The organism is Pseudomonas sp. HN2-3, from assembly GCF_020691745.1.
Lineage (GTDB): Bacteria > Pseudomonadota > Gammaproteobacteria > Pseudomonadales > Pseudomonadaceae > Aquipseudomonas > Aquipseudomonas capeferrum.
This window is the reverse complement of sequence record NZ_CP085704.1, coordinates 3648903-3669344: the sequence shown is the minus strand read 5'-3', so window position 1 is coordinate 3669344 and position 20442 is coordinate 3648903. Positions and strand designations below refer to the sequence as shown.

17 protein-coding genes are annotated in these 20442 nt (G+C 63.9%); 5 read left to right on the top strand and 12 right to left on the bottom strand.

Features of this window, described 5'->3' with window-relative positions; genetic code table 11:
* Nucleotides 1-39: 39 nt before the first annotated feature.
* The 9 genes from LJX93_RS16605 to LJX93_RS16565 form a co-directional block, all read right to left on the bottom strand.
* Entirely contained in the window at nt 40-378 is a 339-nt protein-coding gene (locus tag LJX93_RS16605) for a hypothetical protein (protein WP_095063594.1), read from the bottom strand.
* 191 nt (nt 379-569) lie between these two features.
* Complete coding sequence (locus LJX93_RS16600) at nt 570-3023, bottom strand: hypothetical protein (protein ID WP_227696208.1); 2454 nt, start codon at nt 3021-3023, stop codon at nt 570-572.
* 197 nt (nt 3024-3220) lie between these two features.
* Nucleotides 3221-4456, bottom strand: a complete 1236-nt coding sequence (glcF, locus tag LJX93_RS16595; RefSeq protein WP_047580983.1) for a glycolate oxidase subunit GlcF — start codon at nt 4454-4456, stop codon at nt 3221-3223.
* Nucleotides 4457-4465: 9 nt separating this feature from the next.
* Nucleotides 4466-5518, bottom strand: a complete 1053-nt coding sequence (gene glcE, locus LJX93_RS16590; RefSeq protein ID WP_033698795.1) for a glycolate oxidase subunit GlcE — start codon at nt 5516-5518, stop codon at nt 4466-4468.
* Nucleotides 5518-7017 (bottom strand): glycolate oxidase subunit GlcD, encoded by a 1500-nt coding sequence (gene glcD / locus LJX93_RS16585; protein WP_227696207.1) that lies wholly within the window; start codon nt 7015-7017, stop codon nt 5518-5520. Before glcD ends, glcE begins: the two co-directional genes overlap by 1 nt.
* Before the next feature lie 147 nt (nt 7018-7164).
* Nucleotides 7165-7482: a DUF2388 domain-containing protein gene (locus tag LJX93_RS16580; protein ID WP_012271811.1), complete on the bottom strand. Its 318-nt coding sequence runs from the start codon at nt 7480-7482 to the stop codon at nt 7165-7167.
* Nucleotides 7483-7600: 118 nt separating this feature from the next.
* On the bottom strand, nt 7601-9052 hold the full coding sequence (locus tag LJX93_RS16575) for an aldehyde dehydrogenase family protein (protein WP_227696206.1): 1452 nt from the start codon (nt 9050-9052) through the stop codon (nt 7601-7603).
* A complete protein-coding gene (locus tag LJX93_RS16570) occupies nt 9049-10017 on the bottom strand; it encodes an NAD(P)-dependent oxidoreductase (RefSeq protein ID WP_047580973.1) in 969 nt (322 codons plus the stop codon). The genes LJX93_RS16575 and LJX93_RS16570 overlap by 4 nt, the downstream gene beginning before the upstream one ends.
* Before the next feature lie 10 nt (nt 10018-10027).
* Nucleotides 10028-11419, bottom strand: a complete 1392-nt coding sequence (locus LJX93_RS16565) for an NAD(P)/FAD-dependent oxidoreductase (protein WP_033698788.1) — start codon at nt 11417-11419, stop codon at nt 10028-10030.
* Between the two features lie 286 nt (nt 11420-11705).
* On the opposite strand from LJX93_RS16565, the gene LJX93_RS16560 reads away from it, so the two are divergent.
* The gene (locus LJX93_RS16560) at nt 11706-12767 is read left to right on the top strand and encodes a GlxA family transcriptional regulator (RefSeq protein ID WP_033698786.1); all 1062 of its coding nucleotides are present in this window, start codon (nt 11706-11708) and stop codon (nt 12765-12767) included.
* Nucleotides 12768-12873: 106 nt separating this feature from the next.
* Here LJX93_RS16560 and LJX93_RS16555 read toward each other — a convergent pair whose 3' ends face one another.
* The 3 genes from LJX93_RS16555 to LJX93_RS16545 all read right to left on the bottom strand — a co-directional run bounded on the left by LJX93_RS16555 (nt 12874) and on the right by LJX93_RS16545 (nt 15795).
* A complete protein-coding gene (locus tag LJX93_RS16555; protein ID WP_033698785.1) occupies nt 12874-13224 on the bottom strand; it encodes a cupin domain-containing protein in 351 nt (116 codons plus the stop codon).
* 12 nt (nt 13225-13236) lie between these two features.
* Nucleotides 13237-14616, bottom strand: a complete 1380-nt coding sequence (locus LJX93_RS16550) for an MFS transporter (RefSeq protein WP_033698784.1) — start codon at nt 14614-14616, stop codon at nt 13237-13239.
* A gap of 432 nt (nt 14617-15048) precedes the next feature.
* A complete protein-coding gene (locus LJX93_RS16545) occupies nt 15049-15795 on the bottom strand; it encodes an enoyl-CoA hydratase (protein WP_156311228.1) in 747 nt (248 codons plus the stop codon).
* 130 nt (nt 15796-15925) lie between these two features.
* On the opposite strand from LJX93_RS16545, the gene LJX93_RS16540 reads away from it, so the two are divergent.
* From LJX93_RS16540 to LJX93_RS16525, 4 genes are all read left to right on the top strand, one after another.
* On the top strand, nt 15926-16570 hold the full coding sequence (locus tag LJX93_RS16540) for a TetR family transcriptional regulator C-terminal domain-containing protein (protein WP_033698782.1): 645 nt from the start codon (nt 15926-15928) through the stop codon (nt 16568-16570).
* 74 nt (nt 16571-16644) lie between these two features.
* On the top strand, nt 16645-17361 hold the full coding sequence (locus LJX93_RS16535) for a response regulator (RefSeq protein ID WP_033698781.1): 717 nt from the start codon (nt 16645-16647) through the stop codon (nt 17359-17361).
* Nucleotides 17358-18140: a substrate-binding periplasmic protein gene (locus LJX93_RS16530; RefSeq protein ID WP_033698779.1), complete on the top strand. Its 783-nt coding sequence runs from the start codon at nt 17358-17360 to the stop codon at nt 18138-18140. The genes LJX93_RS16535 and LJX93_RS16530 overlap by 4 nt, the downstream gene beginning before the upstream one ends.
* On the top strand, nt 18137-20395 hold the full coding sequence (locus LJX93_RS16525; RefSeq protein ID WP_033698778.1) for a hybrid sensor histidine kinase/response regulator: 2259 nt from the start codon (nt 18137-18139) through the stop codon (nt 20393-20395). Before LJX93_RS16530 ends, LJX93_RS16525 begins: the two co-directional genes overlap by 4 nt.
* The last annotated feature ends 47 nt before the right edge of the window (nt 20396-20442 follow it).

The window sequence follows — 20442 nt, the reverse complement described above, 5'->3', positions numbered from 1 at the left end:
AGCGGATCGCAATTCATCGCACAGTGCGAATGTGGCGCTTTACAAGCGTGCCGCGCTCACGGTGATGTAGCCCATGTCGGACAGTGCTATGCGTATTACCGTCTCATCGGTTGGCGCCTTGTGCTTCTGTTTGATACGCACCCCGTCAACCGCAACAGCCTGCATTCTGTGGGTAATGGCACGCCCACTGGCGTCGAAGAAGACCTCGCTGGCCAGCAGCTCGATGCGTTCGATCAACTCACGGGTGCGCTCGTCGGTGGCGCAGAAAAACAGCACCCCCGACAGGTGCGGGTCATCGTCCGGGTTGCTTATTTCGTGGGCGATCAATTCACGCAGGGCGCTGCGTAGTTCGGCGGTGGTGCGGGTCTGTGGGTGCATGCGCAGCCTCCTCTGGATCGAGAATGCTGATCATGTTTTTACTGGCTGAAAGCCACAAGTAAGCCGATTCCGAATAGCTTGTAAGAAAGGTCTGAGTAGGCCGTTGGGCAGGCTACGTCTGTGCGCTGTAGCCCGCCTTTTGGTGCACGTAGATGCATGCCTGGATCAGTTGCAGTTTGCGCTAAGGGTGGTCACTTGTCCTTGCCGTTCTCCCCAGCGTGCCGTAACGCATTGAACTTACGCAGCGCGATAAAGGGCAGAGGCAGCACGATGTAGGCATACGTCAATCGCCTGTAGTCCTCGACTGCAGCGATTATTGCATAATCGTTTGATGACTCAGAGGGTGTGTAGATGTTCTGGTTCAGTTGTCCGCTCCCCTTGACCAGGTACCAGAAGGCATCTTCCGGTGGGATCTCTTCAGCGCCTCCAATTGCCTCCACCCACATCGACAGTTTTACACCCTGGGGATGTGCTTCCACCTCGAACCATGCATTAGGATTGCTCCAGGGGACCAACAGGTCAATGGTCCGTGCGTTACCGGAAACATTCCGTGCCACAACCTGATCCAGATGTAGCGCTTGCTCCACATCCCCCTGTCCACCAGAAGGGTCATGGTCCGGGCTGACGTAGATGCAGACGTCCTGGCCCTCCGGGATGTCCAGATCAGAATCTAAACCCTCAGGGTCAGGACGACGCAGGGTACCCTTGCCACCGGGCGCCATTTCCCAATCCAGTTCCTGTCCATTACCGTCTCCGCCTACCAGCACATAACGTGCGCCGCCGAACTGCGCCACCTGCAGGTGGGGGTAAACAGAGATATCGCTGACCGTAATGCTGACCAGCGCCTGGCTGAACTTTTCGCCATCGCGAGCCGTGATCAGGATGCGGCGCGAGGTTTCGCCTTCAAAGCTACTTGCAGGGGGCGCGATGTAGAGCCCATCGTCTTCACCGATCGCGCCTTTGTCACCCGTTTCACCCGGCAAGTTGTCGACAGACCATTTGACTTGCGCGTCGCTGGGCGTGATCGAGAAGGGCTGAACGCCGCCCGCCGCGATGACCGGTTCCAACGGTGAGATTGCGAAATGCAAGCGGTCAGGCGCCAAGGTGCCCAGCAAGGTCAGGTCACAGGGGGTATACACGGTGCGCGGTTCGGCAGCTTGTTGGCTGCGGAATAGCAAATGGTTGAGGTGCATGGCATTGATTGTCACTTCGGCACCTGTGATGACAGCTACAAACCGGTTGAATGTTTCGAGCATTGCACTGTGCCAAGCTGCGGCTATACCGCTGTGGAACTGATTGAGTACATCAAATTCACCGGTTGCATCTTCTATGGCCATGGTGAAGTGGTCTTCAAGTTCGCCCACTTGTTCTAATCTGAGTTTCCCTTTGTCCGGGCCTTCTGTGAGGATGACAAACGCGTACTTGACGCTAAAGTGGGTGTCTACAGTGGCCGGGTAAGTTTTTGAGACGTCACCTTTTCTATCTTCGACATAGAATTTCACGTGGCGGACTGTATTGGGGCTTTGCCACATGAGATGGATGGCGTCATCGATAACCTTGAATTCAATGGCACCGCCAATGTCAATCGACGCAGGTAGGACCTCATATCTGTACAGTGAGTAAGCGCGCGGCCCCCTGTACCACACAAACTCCGTTGGGAGGTTATAACAAAAGGTTTCCGGCATGATTTCACCGGTCCTGGCGGCGACCCCTGTTATCTTACCGGTCGGGGTCGTAGGGTAATTGAGGACAATAGCCCGGCTGGCCTCCAGGCGCTGCAGTGCCTGGCCCAAGGAGATCGCTATCCACTGCTGATTGGACAGCAGGATGTTCATTGAATAGGGTTCTTCGTTTGGGCCTACCAGCGGCAGCAAGTAGGGCATGTCCTTGTCATTGATCGGGAACATGCCATTGCTCATGCCCTTTAGCGCGACGCCAATCAACACGGCGCCTTCTTCCTGATCGTCTTCCTGGCTGACGGATGCGCTGCCCGCACGCGCTGCGGAGTGGGTTCTAACCGCGAATGAGTGGGGCTGCAGGTCATCGTCGCCCGCCACGATACGGCTGAGTTCAAAAACCTTTCGCGAATCATCCCAACTGCGAAATTCTTGTTCCAGTGCCAACCCCAGTTTTCTATTGCGGTCTTCCGAGCTGGACAGATGGAAGGTGTAGCTTTCACCCCTGGACAAGTCGAGGAGCACGCGTCCCTCGTCGGTGATAGTGCCTCCATTGCTTTCTTCAAGGCGGATGTCCATGTGCAGCGAGGGGGCGTTCAGCGGGTCCATCAGCGCGATACTGGTAATATCCATTAGTCGGGTGCCGATGGGCTTGACCAGGGTGACGTATTTACCGCCGACAACTTTCATGCTCAAACGCGCACGTGAGCTGGCGATGTTGGAATTGGTGAACGAAAGGCGAGGTCTGTCGAGGATGAAGTCTTGCATGTCGGACCAGGCGTTCTGATCGGTTTCTTCGGAGTCGTTGAACGGCGGAAAGTACTGATTTTTATCGAAGCGCTCTATGTACTCCTGTGCCAGCAACGCGTTTGTCTTGGCACGGTCATAAATCAGAAGTGCACCCCACCCCATCGTGCGAGTCTCAGTGCCAAGGTAATTGAGGTACTGTGTAAGAGTAAGCTTTGCCATGGTGAGGTGCTCCTGCTTAGGGAAAATGTGCGGCTGCCCATTAGTAAGGGGGTGGCATTTCCCAGGCAACTGGCAAATTTACCAGGTCTACAGGTGGGACGAGATGGGGTTACGGCATGTGCGTCATGGCGATTTTCGAGCAGAGGCCGCCGTCGTCGAACATGTGGGCGACGTGTGCCTGGCCGATCACGGGCTTGCTATGCCTGGTTGTACTCCGGGTTCAAGGCTGCATCGACGACTTCGATCCAGTGCCTTACTGGTGTGCGCCCGGCCCCGTCGAGGTGGGTTTGGCAGCCAATGTTGGCGGTGACGATGATAGACGGCATGCCGCTTTCCAAGGCGTCGAGGCGGTTGTCGCGCAATTGCCGTGACAGCTCAGGTTGGGTCAGCGAGTAGGTCCCGGCCGAGCCGCAGCACAAATGACCGTCCGGCACCGCGGTGAGGGTGAAGCCCAGCCGTGTCAGCAGGCTTTCCACTGCTCCGCTGAGCTTGAGGGCGTGTTGCAGGGTGCAGGGGCAATGGAAGGCCACGCGTTGTTCGGCGCACAGGCCAAGTTGCTCGACCGGCTCTTCACGCAGCACTTCCACCAGGTCACGGGACAGGGCGCTGACCCGTGCAGCCTTGGCGGCGTACTGCGTGTCCTTCTCCAGCAGGTGGGCATAATCGCGCACAAACGCGCCGCAGCCGCTTGCCGTCTGCACGATGGCTTCGGCACCTGCCTCGATGGCCGGCCACCAAGCGTCGATATTGCGCCGAGCGCGCTGCAAACCCTGGGCCTGGGCGTTGAGGTGGTAATCCACCGCGCCACAGCAACCGGCCTCGCGGATCGGTTCGACGCTGATGCCGAGGCGGTCCAGCAGGCGTGCGGCGGCGGCGTTGGTATTGGGCGACAGTGCAGGCTGCACGCACCCTTCGAGCAACAGCACCCGGCGCGCATGGCGCGGCGCCGGTCTTTGTCCGGGTGCGGCGACCTGGGCCGGCAACTTGCTTTTGAGTAGCGCCGGCAACAGCGGGCGCAGCGCCTGGCCGGTGAAGCTCAGGGCCTTGAACAGTGCGGGGCGCGGCACCACGGCCCGTAGGGCCTGGCGCAGCAGGCGCTGGCCAAGCGGGCGCGGTACTTGTTGTTCGACCACGGCGCGGCCAATGTCCAGCAAGTCGTGGTACTTCACGCCGGAAGGGCAGGTGGTTTCGCAGTTACGGCAGCTCAGGCAGCGGTCCAGGTGCAGTTGCGTGCTGGTGGTGACCGGCGCGCCTTCGAGCACCTGCTTGATCAGGTAGATGCGCCCGCGTGGCCCGTCCAGTTCGTCGCCGAGCAACTGGTAGGTGGGGCAGGTGGCCGTACAGAACCCACAGTGCACGCAGCTGCGCAGAATGCTTTCGGCCTCTTCGGCGCGGGCCAGGCGTTTGGCGGCTTCGCTCAGATTGGTTTGCATGGCAGGGCCTCACAAGTCCGGGTACAGGCGGCCAGGGTTGAAAATGCCCTGGGGGTCGAGCTGTTGCTTGAGTGCCCGGTGGTAGCGCAATAGGGCCGCAGGCAGTGGTGCGCTGCTGTCCTCACCCGGCGCGTAGCCGGTGACATGGCCGCCGACCTGGGCGACGGCGGCACGAAGCGACTGGGCCGATGCGCTCGACTTCAGCCAGCGCTGCGCACCGCCCCAGTCGATGAGCTGGCGCCCAGGCAAGTTCAGCGCCCCGCTGGCGATGGGCACGGACAACCGCCACAACGGCGCCGGGTCGTCGAAAAAGGCCAGGCGTTGTTCGCGCAGGTCGTGCCAGAACCCGCTGTCGAGCTCGTCGCCCCCCAGGCGTTGGCGTGCCGACTGCACCGAGCCTTCACCGCCTTCCAGGCGCAGGTAAAGTGCCTCGCCGTCATGGCAGGCGGCGCTGATCGGCAGCGGCTGCTGGCCCCATTCGGCCAGTGCCGCGAGCGCCTGCTGGCGGCCCATCGGCAGGCACAGGCTCAGGCATTGGCGCGGCTGCGGCAATACCTTCAGCGACACCTCGGTGAGCAGGCCAAGGCACCCGAAACTGCCGGCCATCAGCCGCGAAACGTCGTACCCCGCAACATTCTTCATCACCTCGCCCCCAAAGCGCAGCAGCTTGCCGTGGCCGGTGATGACACGAGTGCCGAGCACGTAATCGCGCACCGCCCCGGCCCATGGCCGCCGTGGCCCGGACAAGCCCGCAGCGACTGCGCCGCCGAGGGTGGCTTCGACGCCCAGGTGTGGGGGTTCGCAGGGCAGCATCTGGCCGGCTTCGTGCAGCGCCGCCTCGATCTCCAGCAGCGGCGTGCCAGCGCGTGCGGTAATCACCAGCTCGGTCGGGTCATAGCTGACGATGCCGCGATGGTTGCGGGTATCGACGAGCTCCCCGGTCACCGGGCGGCCCAGCATGGCCTTGCTGTTGCCGCCCTGGATACGCAGCGCGGTGCCCAGCCTCAGTGCCTGGTTGACCTGGTCCAGCAGGGCCTGGCTCATGTCGCGGTCCTTGCTCATCAGAAGCGCTCCAGCTCGGGGAAGGGCAGCTGCCCGTGGTGCACGTGCAGCGCGCCGAACTCGGCGCAGCGGTGCAGGGTAGGGATGTTCTTGCCCGGGTTGAGCAAACCCTGCGGATCGAAAGCGGCCTTGACCGCGTGGAACAGGGTGATTTCGTCGCGGTTGAACTGCGTGCACATCTGGTTGATCTTCTCTCGCCCGACGCCGTGCTCGCCGGTGATGCTGCCGCCCACGGCCACGCACAGTTCGAGGATCTTGCCGCCGATGGCCTCGGCGCGTTCCAGTTCGCCTGGGCGGTTGGCATCGAACAGGATCAACGGATGCATGTTGCCGTCGCCGGCATGAAACACGTTGGCCACACGCAGGCCGTACTGCTCGGAGAGTTCGCTGATGCCCTTGAGCACCCGGGGCAGCTCGCGGCGGGGGATGGTGCCGTCCATGCAGTAGTAGTCCGGCGAGATGCGCCCCACCGCCGGGAACGCGTTCTTGCGCCCGGCCCAGAAGCGCGCGCGTTCAGCCTCGTCGCAGGCCAGCCGCACCTCGCGGGCGCCTGCCTGGGTCAGCACCGCTGCGACCCGCTGGCAGTCGTCATGCACGTCTGCCTCGACACCATCAAGCTCGCACAGCAGGATCGCCGCCGCGTCCACCGGGTAGCCGGCGTGGATGAAGTCCTCGGCGGCGCGAATCGCCAGGTTGTCCATCATCTCCAGCCCGCCAGGGATGATCCCGGCGGCGATGATCTCGGCCACGGCCCTGCCTGCATCCTCCACGCAGTCGAAACTGGCCAGCAGCACCCGCGCCACCTGGGGTTTGGGCAGCAGCTTGACGGTCACCTCGGTGATGATGCCGAGCATGCCCTCGGAGCCGGTGAACAGGGCCAGCAGGTCGAAACCGGGGCTGTCGAGGGCGTCGCTGCCGAGCGTCAGGCGTTCGCCCTCGACCGTGAGCATCTCCACTTTGAGCAGGTTGTGCACGGTCAAACCGTACTTCAGGCAATGCACGCCGCCGGCATTTTCCGCCACATTGCCGCCTATGGTGCAGGCAATCTGTGATGAGGGATCGGGGGCGTAGTACAGGCCATGGGGCGCCGCAGCCTGGGAGATGGCTAGGTTGCGTACCCCGGGCTGAACCCGGGCGAAGCGACCCTGGGCGTTGATTTCGAGAATGCGATTGAAGCGCGCCATCACCAGCAGAATGCCTTTGGCAAGTGGCAAGGCGCCGCCAGAGAGACCGGTGCCGGCACCGCGCGCCACCACCGGCACACCGCGCTGGTGGCAGAGTTGCAGCAAGGTCTGCACTTGCTCCAGACGCTCGGGCAGCACCACCAGCAGCGGCACTGTGCGGTAGGCCGAGAGGCCGTCGCATTCATAGGGTTTGAGGTCTTCCGCGCGGTGCAGAATCGCCAGGTCCGGCAACGCTTGATGCAGGGTTTGCAGCAGGGCGGGCAGGTCCACGGCAGGCAGCGCCCCATCGACCCGCTCGTCGTAGAGGATGTTCATCGGCTCACTCGGCGGCAATTGTTATTGTTGCTGGAAGCCTATCACCCCTTCAGCCGGCTGCGAGTCCTGTCGGAATCTTTGACGCACAAACCCGCACCTGCTCATGCTGCTAAAAGGGTAGGTGCGGGTTTGCTTGAGGCGGGGTGATCAATGGTCGGCGACAGGGTCGTCCTGCGAGAGTATGGCCCGGGCCAGTTCTTCATCATTGGCCTGCAGGCCGGGATGGTCCTTGCGCGCCTGTTCCAGCGCCGACTCCACATAGGCGCCGCGGATCGCACCACCGCTGGCGACGAACGCAGACAGCTCGTCACGGGCCGGGATGATCCGTTTGTCGTCCTTGAAGGTCGAATACAACGAAGCGGAAACACCGGCCGAGGTGGCCACGTCGCCCGCGTCGACGCGGGCCAAGGCAGCACCGGCAGGCAGCAGGAGCAGCAGCGCGGGGGCGAGGAATAGGTGGCGCATAGCGTATTCTCCAGTAGCGTGAAGCCCAAGGAAATAAACCACTCAGTGTTTAAGAGCGCCTCAACGTGCGAGTAGTTCAATTCCTGAGTTGCCGCCGCATGGCGCCACCAAGCGCCGTTTACGCCAATTGGTAAGTGGTCTTCACCCGGGTAAAAAACTGCCGCGCATGGGTCCCTTGCTCCCGCGAGCCCAGGCTCGAAGCGCCGTTGCCGCCAAACGGCACGTGATAATCCACCCCCGCCGTGGGCAGGTTGACCATCACCATCCCCGCTGAGCTGTGCCGTTTGAAATGCTCGGCGTGGCGCAGCGAAGTGGTCACGATCCCGGCCGAAAGGCCAAATGCAGTGTCCTCGGCAGCCACAAACGCCGCGTCGTAATCACTCACCTTGAGCACACTCAGCACCGGCCCGAAGATCTCCTCGCGGTAGATGCGCATCTGCGGCGTGACCTCGGTGAACAGGGCGGGGGTGAACAGGTAGGCCCCGGCCTGGTTGTCGATACGCTCCCCACCACACACCAGCTTCGCGCCCTGCTCAAGGCCAGAGGCCACGTACGACAGGTTCTGCTCCAGCTGCCGGCTATCGACCACGGGGCCGATGTCGGTAGCCGCTTGCAACGCATCGCCCACCTTCAGCGCGCGGGTGCGCTCCGCCAGGCGCGCCACGAAGGCGTCATGAATACCTTCGGTGACGATTACCCGAGAACTGGCCGTGCAGCGCTGGCCGGTGCTGTAGAACGAGCCGTTCAGTGCCACCTCCACTGCCTGTTCAAGGTCCGCATCGTCCAGCACGATCAACGGGTTTTTGCCCCCCATCTCCAGTTGCACTTTCTTCATGCCTTCGGCGGCCAGCCTGGCGATCTGCCGGCCGGTGTGCTCGGAACCTGTGAAGCTGATGCCATCGACCAGCGGCGAGCGGATCAGGGTGTCGCCCACGCTGCGCCCTGGCCCGATCAGCAGGTTGAACACCCCGCCGGGCAAGCCGGCCCGCGAGATGATCTCGGCCAGCGCCCAGGCCGAGGAGGGCACCCGTTCGGCCGGCTTGAACACCACGCAGTTACCGAAACACAGCGCCGGGGCGATCTTCCACGCCGGGATGGCGATCGGGAAGTTCCACGGGGCGATGATGGCGACCACGCCCAGTGGCTGGGTGAACACATCGATGCCCACGTCCTGGCGCACCGATGGGTACTTTTCGCCTTCGGCGCGCACGGCTTCCTGGGCGTAGAACTTGAACGAACGGCCGGCCCGGTCGACTTCGCCCAGTGCCTCACGCAGCACCTTGCCTTCCTCGCGGGCCAGCAGCGTGGCCAGTTCTTCGCGGCGGGCAAGTATTTCTGTGCCAATGAAGTCCAGTGCGTCGGCGCGTTGCTGCGGGTTGCTGCGGGCCCAGGCGGGCGCGGCGCGGCGGGCAGCCAGCAGGGCCCGCTCGGTCAGCGCCTGGTCGGCCCGCACGAAACGCTCGACCACCTCGCTGGGGTTGGACGGGTTGCGGTTTTCCAGCACATCATTGCTGCTGTCCAGCGCGACGAAGGCGCCATCGACATAGTTGCTCTTGGTGACCAGGGTCATGCGCTTCGGATCCTTTTTGCGTTGGCTTGGCGGGCGACGAAAGCGCTGATGTTGTCCACGGCGCTGTCCATCAACTGCTGCATGGCATCTTCACTGCTCCAGGCGATGTGCGGGTTGAGCAAGAAGTCGTCGCGGTCGATCAGCTGGAACAGCGGGTTGCTTGGGTGCAGCGGCTCCTGCTCGACCACATCCAGTGCCACGCCGCCCAGGCGGCCTGCCTGCAGCGCCTGGATCAGCGCAGCCTCGTTGACCACGCCGCCACGGCCGGTATTGACCACCACGGCATCGGGCTTCATCAGCGCCAACTGCGCGGCATCGATCAGGTTGTAGGTGGCCGGCGTCAGTGGGCAGTTGATCGACAGCACGTCGCAGCTGCGCAGCAATTCGGCCAGCGGCCGGCAGTCCGGGCCCTGGCGCTTGCCGCCGCGGTCTTCGAACAGCACCTGCATGCCGAAGGCTCGCGCCAGGTGCGCCAGGCGCAGGGCGATCGGGCCGCTGCCGATGATCGCCAACTGCTTGTCGCGCACATCGCGGATGCGGTGGTTGAAGTAGATGTTCTGGTACGGTTTTTCGCCGGCATGCACCTGGCGCATCAGCCGGGTGAACGCGGCCGGGCGGCGGAACAGTTCGAGGATCATCGCCAGGCTGTGCTCGGCCACGGTGTTGGCGGCATAGCCCGGCACGCTGGCGACCTCGATGCCATGGGCGTCGCAGTAATCGACGTCGACGATATCGCGGCCAGTGAGGGCCAGCGAGATCATCTTCAGCTTCGGCAACTGGCGCAGGTGTTCCTCACGCAGCGGCACGCTGCAGGTGAAGGCGATGGTCGCGTCCTGCAGGTGGTCGAGCATCTGCTCGGGGCAGGTGTAGGCAAACTGCTGCCAGGTGTGCGCGCAGTCGGGGCGCTTGAGGCGGGTGGAGGGCGCCAGGCCCTCGTCGTCGAGCAGTACGATATGTTCGCTCACGGTCCGTTCCTTACTTTTTCTGGGCTGGCACGTAGCCGGCCGGGGCCATGGCCACCAGGCGGCGGGTGACGAAACCGGCATCCTGATCATGGTCTTCGAGGGTTTCCTTGCGTACCAGGGCGTCACGCACCAAGTGCGCGCCAAAGAAGCGCAACGGCTCTGGCGGCAGCATTTTCATCTTCTGGTTGACCAGGCCACAGTTGGCCCATTCGTCATTGGCGTGTTCGACCAGCGACTTGATGATGCGGCTGGCAAACACGGTGGTCGCCACGCCGTTGCCGGAAAAACCAATGCCGTAGCTGATGTTCTGGTGGTGGTCGAGGTAGCCGAAGTTCGGCAAACCCTTCATGGCCCGGTCGATGGGGCCGGTCCAGCTGCTGACCACTGGCACATCTTGCAGTTGTGGGTACAGGCGGCGCAGTTCGGCTGCGACCTTGTCGGCCGCCGGTGAGGGTTTTTCATACAGGTTGCCAATGCGCCCGGCGTAGGCGAACTGGCCCAGTGGCTTGCCGAACACCACGCGCCCGTCGGGGGTGTTGCGCCAGTAGTTGAGTACGGTGCGCGAGTCGGTCATGCATTCGCCGCCACTGAAGCCGATGGCATCGAGCTTGGCCTTGACCGGTGCCGTCGCCACCATGTCGCTGGACATGATCGCGATCATCCGGCGCAGCTCCGGGAACTGCGCGCCCCAGGCGTTGAGAGCCAGTACCACCTGTTTGGCTTTTACCTGGCCCTTGGCGGTGTGCACCACGGGGCTGGCGCCGCGCTGCAGGTGGGTGAACGGTGACTTCTCGAATATCTGCACGCCCAGCTTCAGCGCCACCCGACGCAGGCCACGGGCGAGCATGGCGGGCTGCACGGTGGCGGCGTTGGGGTCGTAGATGCCGCCCAGCACCAGCGGCGAGCCGACCCGCCCGCGAATGGTCTGGCGGTCCAGTTCCTGGAAGGGGTTGACGTCGAGCTTCTGCAGGCCGTCGGTCAGCACTCGCCACGAATTCATCTGGCGCGGGTTGGTGGCAGTCCACAGCCAGCCGTCCTTGCGGTACTGGGCCTCGATGCCGTGTTCCTGGCAGAAGCTGCCGATTTCGTCGATGGCCGATTCGGCGGCCTCGCAGATGCGCCTGGCTTCGGCGTCGCCGCAGATGGTGCGCACCGACAGGTACTTGCCCCACCAGTTGGTGGCAACGCCGCCGTTGCGTCCGCTGGCACCCGAGCCACAGCGGTCACGCTCGACGATGACAATGGTCTGTTCTGGGTGGGCCTGCTTCAGGCGGATAGCCGACCACAGCCCAAGGAAGCCGCCGCCGACGATACACACGTCGGCTTGAATCGAGTCCTGCAGGGCAGGGGCGAGGTCGTTGTCCAGGTCCAGCGCCTGGGCATACCAGAATCCACGGTACATGAGGGGTGCCTCTGAGCATGTTTGTCTTGTGCCTACATGATGCTCAGCGCGGCCGGGGGGCGATATTACAGTCATGACAATTGATAGGAAGTAGGCGTTCGCTCAGCGAGGGACTGGCACCCTTGTCAGAGTAAGGAAGAGCGAGGCATTGGTGGGGCATCTCGGCAGTCAACCGTAGCGTCCTGCCTTGTCTGAGATCTTCTATTTATAGTGCTGAATATGATAGGGCGGACGCCGGTGTACGCTTAGAATGGCATTCACTTCGGATGTGATGAGAGCAGCGTCCATGGTCGCCGAACAATACCTACAACAACCGCAGGCCGCCGAAACCGTCTCGCAGATCAAGCCTGAACTGCGGGTCGGTTTCCTCCTTCTCAATCAGTTCACCTTGGTGCCCGTCGCCGGGCTGGTCGACTCGCTGCGCTTCGCCGCCGACAAGTCGTTCCGCAGCCAGCAGGTGTACTGCCAATGGGACTGGATGACCCTCGACGACCAACCGATCACCGCCAGCTGTGGCATGCCCATTTCGCCAACCAAGCCGCTGAACTTGTTTGCCCAGTACGACTACATCGTGCTGGCGGGCGGGCTGTTGAGCGAAACGCGCAACCCGCCAGGCTGGCTGCTCGATGCGCTGCGTGAGGTGCATGCCGCGAACATCCCGATCATTGCCCTGTGTTCGGCGTCGTTCGTGCTGGGCAAGGCAGGCCTGCTCGATGGCCGGCGTTGCGCGTTGCATTTCACCTTGCGCGACGAGTTCAAGGAGCGCTTCCCGCTGTCCACCGCAGTGATCGACAAGAGCTATGTGGATGACCGTGGCATCATCACTTGCCCGGGCGGCACGGCGATCGACCTGGCGGCCAACCTGATCCGCAGGCATTGCGGTGCGGTGCGGGCGCAGAAAGGGCTGGAGTACCTGCTGGTGGACGAGCGCGCCGACCAGCAAGAAGGCCAGGCCGCCAGTGATTCGGTGTACCAGAACGACCGCGTGCAGCGCGCCATTGCCTTCATGCGCGCCAACCTGGATGCATCGATGACGCTCAAGGCCGTGGCCGAGGCGGTGGGCACCCACCCTCGCCAGTTGCACCGCGAGTTCGTCGCCAACACCCAGGAACCACCGGCCAACTATTGGCGCAAGCTGCGCCTGGACCATGCGCGGCGGTTGCTGGTGAATACCAGCCAGAACATCACCACCATTGCCCTGGCGTGCGGGTTTTCCGATGCGTCGCACTTCATCTTGTGGTTCCGCAAGCAGTATGGCGAGACGCCGTACAGCTTCCGCAAGCGGCGCCACGAGGTGGAGCGGTTCGATTGGCATGGGGACAAGGTAGGGCTGGACCCGGAGTTGTAGGGTGTTGCTCAAGCTTTTTTGGGGCCGCAAACGGCCCCAAAATCTCAGTCAGATGCACTGTCAAAACCAGCCAAACGCCTGAGTCTCGATCCCAACTGTCTCACGCCTAGAACAACACGTAAGTCTTGCGCAGGGTCTCGTGGATGTCCCACACGCCTTCGCAGTTCTCCGGGAACAATACCGCGTCGCCCGCCCGCAGCTCGACCGGCTCGCCGCCGTCGGGGGTGAAGGTGCAACTGCCGCTGACGATGTGGCTGAACTCACGGTTTTTCAGGTAGCGGCGGAACACCCCCGGGCTGCTTTCCCAGACGCCGATGCTGGCGCCGACCGCTTCATCGGTCTGCTCCTGCGCCGTGGCGGCCTGGGCAATCGGTTCGCCGATCGGCAGGCGGGCAGGGGCGGGTGCGCCCAAGGGCGAAGCAGCGGCATTGCGTACAACGGTAAGTACTTGAGTCATGGAAGGGCTCCTTCAGGCTTTACGAGCGACAGTTTTGTGGGATGGTGACGGTGCAGCGCTGGTGCTGCCCAGCGCGGCGGCCTGTTGCAGGTCGAGCTTGCTGGTCTCTGGCGCCAGCCACCACGAGATCAGTGCACCGAACAGCGAGATCAAGGCGGCGGCGAACATGGTGTTGGCAATGCCGTAGGACACCAGCGAGATCGGCACCAGGTAGGTACCCACGGCCGCGCCAACACGCGATAGCGAAGTGGCCAGGCCCACGGCGGAGGCGCGGATTTCGGTGGGGAACAGTTCGTTGGGGTAGACGTATTCCAGCACCTGAGCACCGCCAATCAGCACCGCGTAGGCACCAAACAGCACCAGCACGGTGGTGGGTGATGCATCGGGGAACAGGCCCAGCAGCAACAGCGACATGCCCGACCAGAGGAAGCTGTGGATCAGCATCTTGCGCCGCCCCAGGCGGTTGATCAGTTTGGTGGCCACCAGGCAGCCCAGGGTGAACAGCAAGGTGATGGCGATCGAGCCATAGGCCGCCCAGTCACCGGTGAGTTTCAGCGCCTGCAGCACCTTCGGGGCGAACGCGTAGATGGCGAACAGCGGCACGATGGCGCACGTCCAGAACAGCGTGACGAAGGCCATGCGCTTGCCGTAGCCGGAGTGGAACAGCGACCACACCGATACGGGTTTGTCGCTGACTTGCTCCGGCAGGTCGGCGATGGAGTAGTCCGGGCCATAAACCCGCTTGATCACTGCATCCGCCTCGGCAATGCGGCCTTTGCTCAGCAGCCAGCGTGGTGATTCCGGCGTGCCGCTACGGGCAATCAGGAACAAGGCACCCGGCACCAGCGCACTGGCCAGTACCCAGCGCCAGCCATCATCGCCGCCGACCCGCAGCAACAGCTCGCCGACCATGTAGGCAGTGGCGGCCCCGGCGAACCACATCAGCACCATCGCGGCCAGCAGCGGCCCGCGTTGCTTGCGTGGCAGGAACTCGGCCAGCAGCGAGGTGGCGATGGGGTAGTCGGCGCCCACCGCGATACCGATCAACAGCCGCCAGGCAAACAGCGCCCAGGCCGACTCCACCCAGAACTGCGCCACCGAAAACCCGACAATGGCGATCAGGTCGACCAGGTACAGCACCTTGCGCCCGTACTTGTCGGTAAACCACCCCCCCAGGAACCCGCCAAGGAACACCCCGATCAGCGCCGAGGCAGCAATCAGCCCCTCCCAGAAGGCGGACAGTTGCAGGGCATTGGTGATCTGCAGCATGGCCACGCCGATGATGCTCAGCACATAGCCGTCGAGGAACGGCCCGCCAGCGGAATAGACCGTCAGCTTGCGGTGGAACGCATTGAGTGGCGCGTCTTCGACGGAGCGTTTCGATACGGACATTGGACTTACCTCTTGTTGTTATTCGACGCAGTAGCGCCGCCGCACTATCGCACCGGGCCGCAGAGGTTCCATATAACGGTTGGGACGGGTCATGGCATGCCCTTGCCGGGTGGCTTGGCACCTGCCGTAACGGAACTTATTGAATTTCGTTGGCGCGCAGGATGGCGGCCACGCCTGTGCGGGTGCCCAGCTCAGTGGTGACGGGGTAGGGTTTCGGGCCAGTGAGTCCTGTTATATAGGCGCGCGCCCCCTTGTCTGTACGACGCTATATCGAGGCGAGCACCAAAGGGGCCGCGCGCCAATGCTTCAGGCATAACTGGCCCGAAACAGATGTGGGAGCGGCCTTGCGCCGCGAAGCGCCGCGCGGGCGGCGCTCGATCTCACAGGCGCCAGAAAAACCAAGCCATGCACTTCAAGACCAGCGCCCGATCCTCAATCCCTGACCAACTCCCGCAACGCCGCCCTGGCCTCCGGCGTGCGCAAGCACTCGATAAACAACTGGCTCTCCCGCTCCACAGTCGCCTCCAGCGCCTCACGCAGCCCATCCTTGAGCAGGCGCTTGCTGACCCGCAACGCTTCCTGCGGATAACCCTGCAGGCGCCGCGCCAGTTGCCGTGCAGCCGCCAGGCACTGCTCGCCATTGTCATGCAGCTCATTGGCCAACCCCCAGGCCACCGCCTGCTCGCCATCGAGCAGCTCGTTGGCCATCAGCAAGCGGGCGGCGCGGGCATGCCCGAGCATACGCGGCATCAACAGGCTGGAACCAAACTCCGGGCATACCCCCAGCGGCGCAAAGGGCATGCGCAGCTTCACCGAACGGCTGACCAGTACCTGGTCGCAATGCAGCAGCAGGGTGGCACCGATGCCGATCGCCGCGCCACTGACCGCAGCGATCAGCGGCTTTTCCAGGCCCATGACAATGCGCATCAGGCGGAACACCGGGCTGTCCCTGTCGCTGGGCGGGTTGTCGAGGAAATCGCGTAGGTCGTTGCCGGCGCTGAAGCAGTGCGCGCCGCCGGTGATGAGGATCGCCTCCACCTGCGGGTCTTCACCCGCCGCCAGCAGCAGGTCGCCAAACTGGCGGTACATGGCGATGTTCAGGGCATTGAGCTTGTCGGGGCGGTTGAAGGTCAGGGTCAGCAGGCCCTGGTCCAGTTCGCGTGTGATCAGGTCGTTCATGGCAGCCGCTTTTGTTGTTGTGGGTGAGCCCGGCAACAGGGTAACCGCCGGGCAGTGGCCATCAGGGTTTATCATGGCGTTCGGCTTGTTGTACAGTCGTTCAGCCCCGTCAACCGCCCGAGAACCGCCGATGAGCCAGGAAGCCCGCTACCACCGCATGCTGCCGCAATTGCGCAAGGCCAACCTGGTCGAAGCGACCTTGGTCTGCCTCAAACGCCATGGTTTCCAGGGGGCCTCGATCCGCAAGATTTCCGCCGAGGCCGGGGTGTCGGTGGGGCTGATCAGCCACCATTACGCCGGCAAGGACGAACTGGTGGCCGAAGCCTACATGGCGGTCACCGGGCGGGTCATGGGCCTGTTGCGCGAAGCCATGGCCCAGGCCGCGCCCACGGCCCGCGAGCGGCTGTCGGCGTTCTTCCGCGCCTCGTTCTGCGCCGAACTGCTCGACCCGCAGCTGCTCGATGCCTGGCTGGCGTTCTGGGGCGCCGTCAAGACCGCCGAGGCGATCAACCAGGTGCATGAACACTCGTATGGCGAATACCGCAACGAGCTGAGCCGGCTGCTTGCCACGCTGGCCGTGGAAGAGGGCTGGCAGGGCTTTGACGCCGACCTGGCGGCGATCAGCCTGAGCGCCTTGCTCGATGGCCTGTGGCTCGAATCGGGCCTGAACCCCGGCACCTTCACCCCGGCCCAGGGTGTGCAGATCTGCGAGGCCTGGGTCGATGGCTTGCAGGCCGGTGGGCGGCAACGCTTCCGCCTGCCCGAGGGCTGTTGATCGCCCGTTCAGTAACGAGTACGCTGCTGTCGCGAGTGTGTAGACCAAACCAATAAAAAAAGAGACGACACGCAATGATGCCTCGGGTATTGATCGTCGATGACGATCCGCTTATTCGTGACTTGCTGCAGGCCTATCTGTCCCAGGAAGGCTACGACGTGCACTGTGCCGACACCGCCGAAAAGGCCGAGGCGCTGCTTGGCAGCCACGACGTCGACCTGGTGCTGCTGGACATCCGCTTGCCCGGCAAGGACGGCCTGACCCTGACCCGCGAGCTGCGGGTGCGCTCGGAGGTCGGCATCATCCTCATCACCGGGCGCAACGACGACATCGACCGCATCGTCGGCCTGGAGTGCGGCGCCGACGACTACATCATGAAACCGCTCAACCCCCGTGAGCTGGTTTCGCGCGCCAAAAACCTGATTCGCCGCGTGCGCCATGCCCGCGAGGTGCACCCAACCCCCGCCTGCGCACAATCGCTGAAGCAGTTTGCCGACTGGGCGCTGGACACTGACCGCCGGCGCCTGATCGACCCCCGTGGCGGGCAAACCTTGCTGACCCACGGCGAATTCCAGTTGCTCAGCGTGTTCCTGCGCAACAGTGGCCATACCTTGAGCCGCGACCAGCTGATGGACCAGATTCGCAACCGTGAGTGGATGCCCAACGACCGTTCCATCGACGTGCTGGTCGGCCGCCTGCGCCGCAAGCTGCACGACGACCCGGCCGAGCCGCAGTTGATCATCACCATCCATGGCACCGGTTACCTGTTCACTGCCAGCGTGGCGGCGTGAACACCCCTGGCAGCCTGCTCGCCCTGGCCTTGCTGCTGCCAGGCGTGCAGGCCGCAGCGGCCGAGCCGGTGCGCTACTGCGACTACCCGGTATACCCGCCGATTTCCTGGAGCGACGGCCACCAGGTGCGCGGCCTGGCGCCAACGGTGGTTCGTGAGTTGTTCGCGCGGATGGGCCGAGACGTGCAGACCATGGTGCTGGGCAACTGGAAGCGTTGCCTGATGGACGTTGCCGCCGGGCGGGTGGATGTGGTTCTGGCCTACGACAGCGACCAACGTGACCAAGGCATGCGGTTTTCTTCGGTGCCGGTGATCCGTGAGGAAGTGGCGGTGTTTTACAACCGCCGTCGACCCGTGCAGTTCGAGCACCTGGAAGACCTGGCCCGGTACCGTGGCGGGTTGCTCTACGGTGAAAGCTATGGCGCCGAATTCGACCGTTTCGTCGCCCGTCACCAGAACATCGAGCGGGTCTCGTCCAGCCAGCAGAACTTCGGCAAGCTGATCCGTGGGCGCATCGACTTCGTGATTCAGGAGCGGCGCACCGGGGAGCTGTTCATCGAGCACCTGCCCGGCGCCGAAGACATCCGCGCCTTGCCCGCCGCCCTGAGCGTGGACTACCTGCGCGTTGCGGTGTCGCGGCAATCACCGTTGAGCCAGCACATGGACGAGATCGACCGTCAACTGCAGCGCATGCGCGAAGCCGGCGAGATCGACCGTTGGCTGGAGCAGAGCGAAGTGACCTACCGCGACATGATCGACCTGCCGGCGGACGCGCGATGATCCGCCTGCGCACCGATGGCCTGCTGCGGCGCCTGCTGCTGTTCATCCTGCTGTTCAGCCTGTGCTTCACCGTGCTGGCCAGCTCTGTGCAGTTGTACTTCGAATACCGCCGTGAGATGCGCGATATCGAAGCGCGCATGGCGTTGATCCGCGCCGGTTACCTGGCAAGCCTCGAGCGCAGCCTGTGGGACCTCGACGAAGCGCAACTGGATGTGCAGTTGCGTGGCCTGGTGGACTTTTCCGATGTGGCCCGGGTACGCCTGGTCAGCGATGACTTCACCCTGTTGCGCGGTGATGCCGAGCCCAAGGGGCCCCTGCGCATCGAGCGCTTCCCCCTGGATTACCAGCCGCCCTCGGGGCCCGCGCGGCACCTTGGCGAACTGGAGGTCAGCATCGACCTGGGCGCGGTGCACCGGCGGCTGTATGCCACAGGCCTGGCCAGCCTGCTGTGGATGGGCGTTTTCCTATGTGGCCTGGCCGTCGCGCTGTCGGGGTTGTTCTACCGCCTGGTGACGCGCCATTTGCAAGTGATGGCCGAGTTTGCCCGGCGCATCGGTGCCGGGCATTGGCAGCAGCCGCTGCGCCTGGACCGGCGCCGCTCGGCGCGCCCGGACGAAATCGACACCGTGGCCCATGCGCTGGACGATATGCGCCGGGCCATCCTCAGCGACATCGAGCGCCGCGAGCTCGACCGCCTGGCGCTGCAGGGCAAGCGCGATGAGCTGCAGGCCATGGTCGAGCGGCGCACGGCGAGCCTGGCCCGGGCCAAGGACGAGGCTGAAGCCGCCAACCTGGCAAAGTCGCGCTTTCTGGCGACCATGAGCCATGAGTTGCGCACGCCGCTCAACGGCATTCTGGGCATGGCCGAACTGCTGCGTGGGGCCCGGCTCGACGCTACCGACCGGCAACGCCTGGAGGCCCTGTACAAGGCCGGCGAGGGGCTGCTGGCCATTCTTGACGAGGTGCTTTGCTTTGCCCGCCTGGAAGAGGGTGAAAGCCACGCCGAAACGCTGGTTTTCTCGCTGCGCCAGCTGTGCGGGGAGGTGCTGGCATTGCTCGAACCCATGGCCCTGGAGCGCGGCGATACGCTGCACGTGGCGATCGACGGGCAGCTGGCCGAGCACCAGCACGGCGCCGAGCAGTACCTGCGCCAGGTGCTGAGCAACCTGCTGGCCAACGCCATCAAGTTCACCGAGCACGGCCAGGTCACGCTGAGGGTGCAGGTGCTGGCCAGCGATGAACGCGGGCAGCGGCTGCGGGTGTCGGTCAGTGACAATGGCATCGGCATCGAACCGGCCATGCAGGCGAAGATCTTCGACCGCTTCATCCAGGCCAGCGAAGCCGTGGCCCGGCGTTACGGGGGCACCGGCCTGGGCCTGGCGATCTGCAAGCACCTGGTGCAAAAGCTGGGCGGGTGCATAGGCCTGGACAGCGTGCCAGGGCAGGGCAGTTGCTTCTGGTTCGAGCTCGACATGGCGCGTGGGCAGCCTGCCGTCGCCCGTGAGCACGCTCACGTAGCCTCGGCCAGCCTGGATATCCTGGTGGTCGAGGACGTGGCGCTGAACCGCGAGGTGGTGGGCGGCTTGCTGGCCCGCGATGGCCACCGGGTGTGCTTTGCCGAGGACGCCGAGCAAGCCCTGCAAGCCTGTGCCCAGCGGCGGTTCGGCCTGATCCTGCTGGACGTGCACTTGCCCGGCATGAACGGGGTGGAGTTGTGCCGGCGTATCCGCGCCACCCCAGGGCCAAACCGTGACAGCCGCATCCTGGCGCTGACCGCCGGGGTGCAGCCAGCGCAGGTGCCCGGTTACCTGGCCGCCGGCATGCAGGGGGTACTGGCCAAGCCGCTGCGGCTGGGCCAGCTGCGCCAGGCCCTGGCCGAGGCGGCGCCTGCCGAGCTGGCTGCGCCTGCTGATGGCGCGGGCATGGACTGGTCGCTGCTGCAAACCCACCGCAGCTTGCTCGGTGAGCAGAAGCTTCAGGACCTGCTGGCGGTGTTGCGCCAGTCGCTCGAGCAACACGCTACCGCGTTGGCCGATGCCCTGCAGGCCATGGACTGCACAGAGGTGTTGCACCTTGCGCACCGCCTGGCGGGCAGTTGCGATTCCCTGGGTTTTGCCGGCCTGGCTGCGCTGTTGCGCCGCCTTGAGGCGGCAGCGCAGCGTCACGACGCGCAGGCGCTGCTGGCGCTCGGCGAGCCGCTGACAGCCCAGCTGGAACAGGCCCGCACGACCCTGCAACAGCTGACCCAGCGCTGACGTACAAAAAACTTACGACTTTTTACATCTTCGAGCGGTTCGTACAA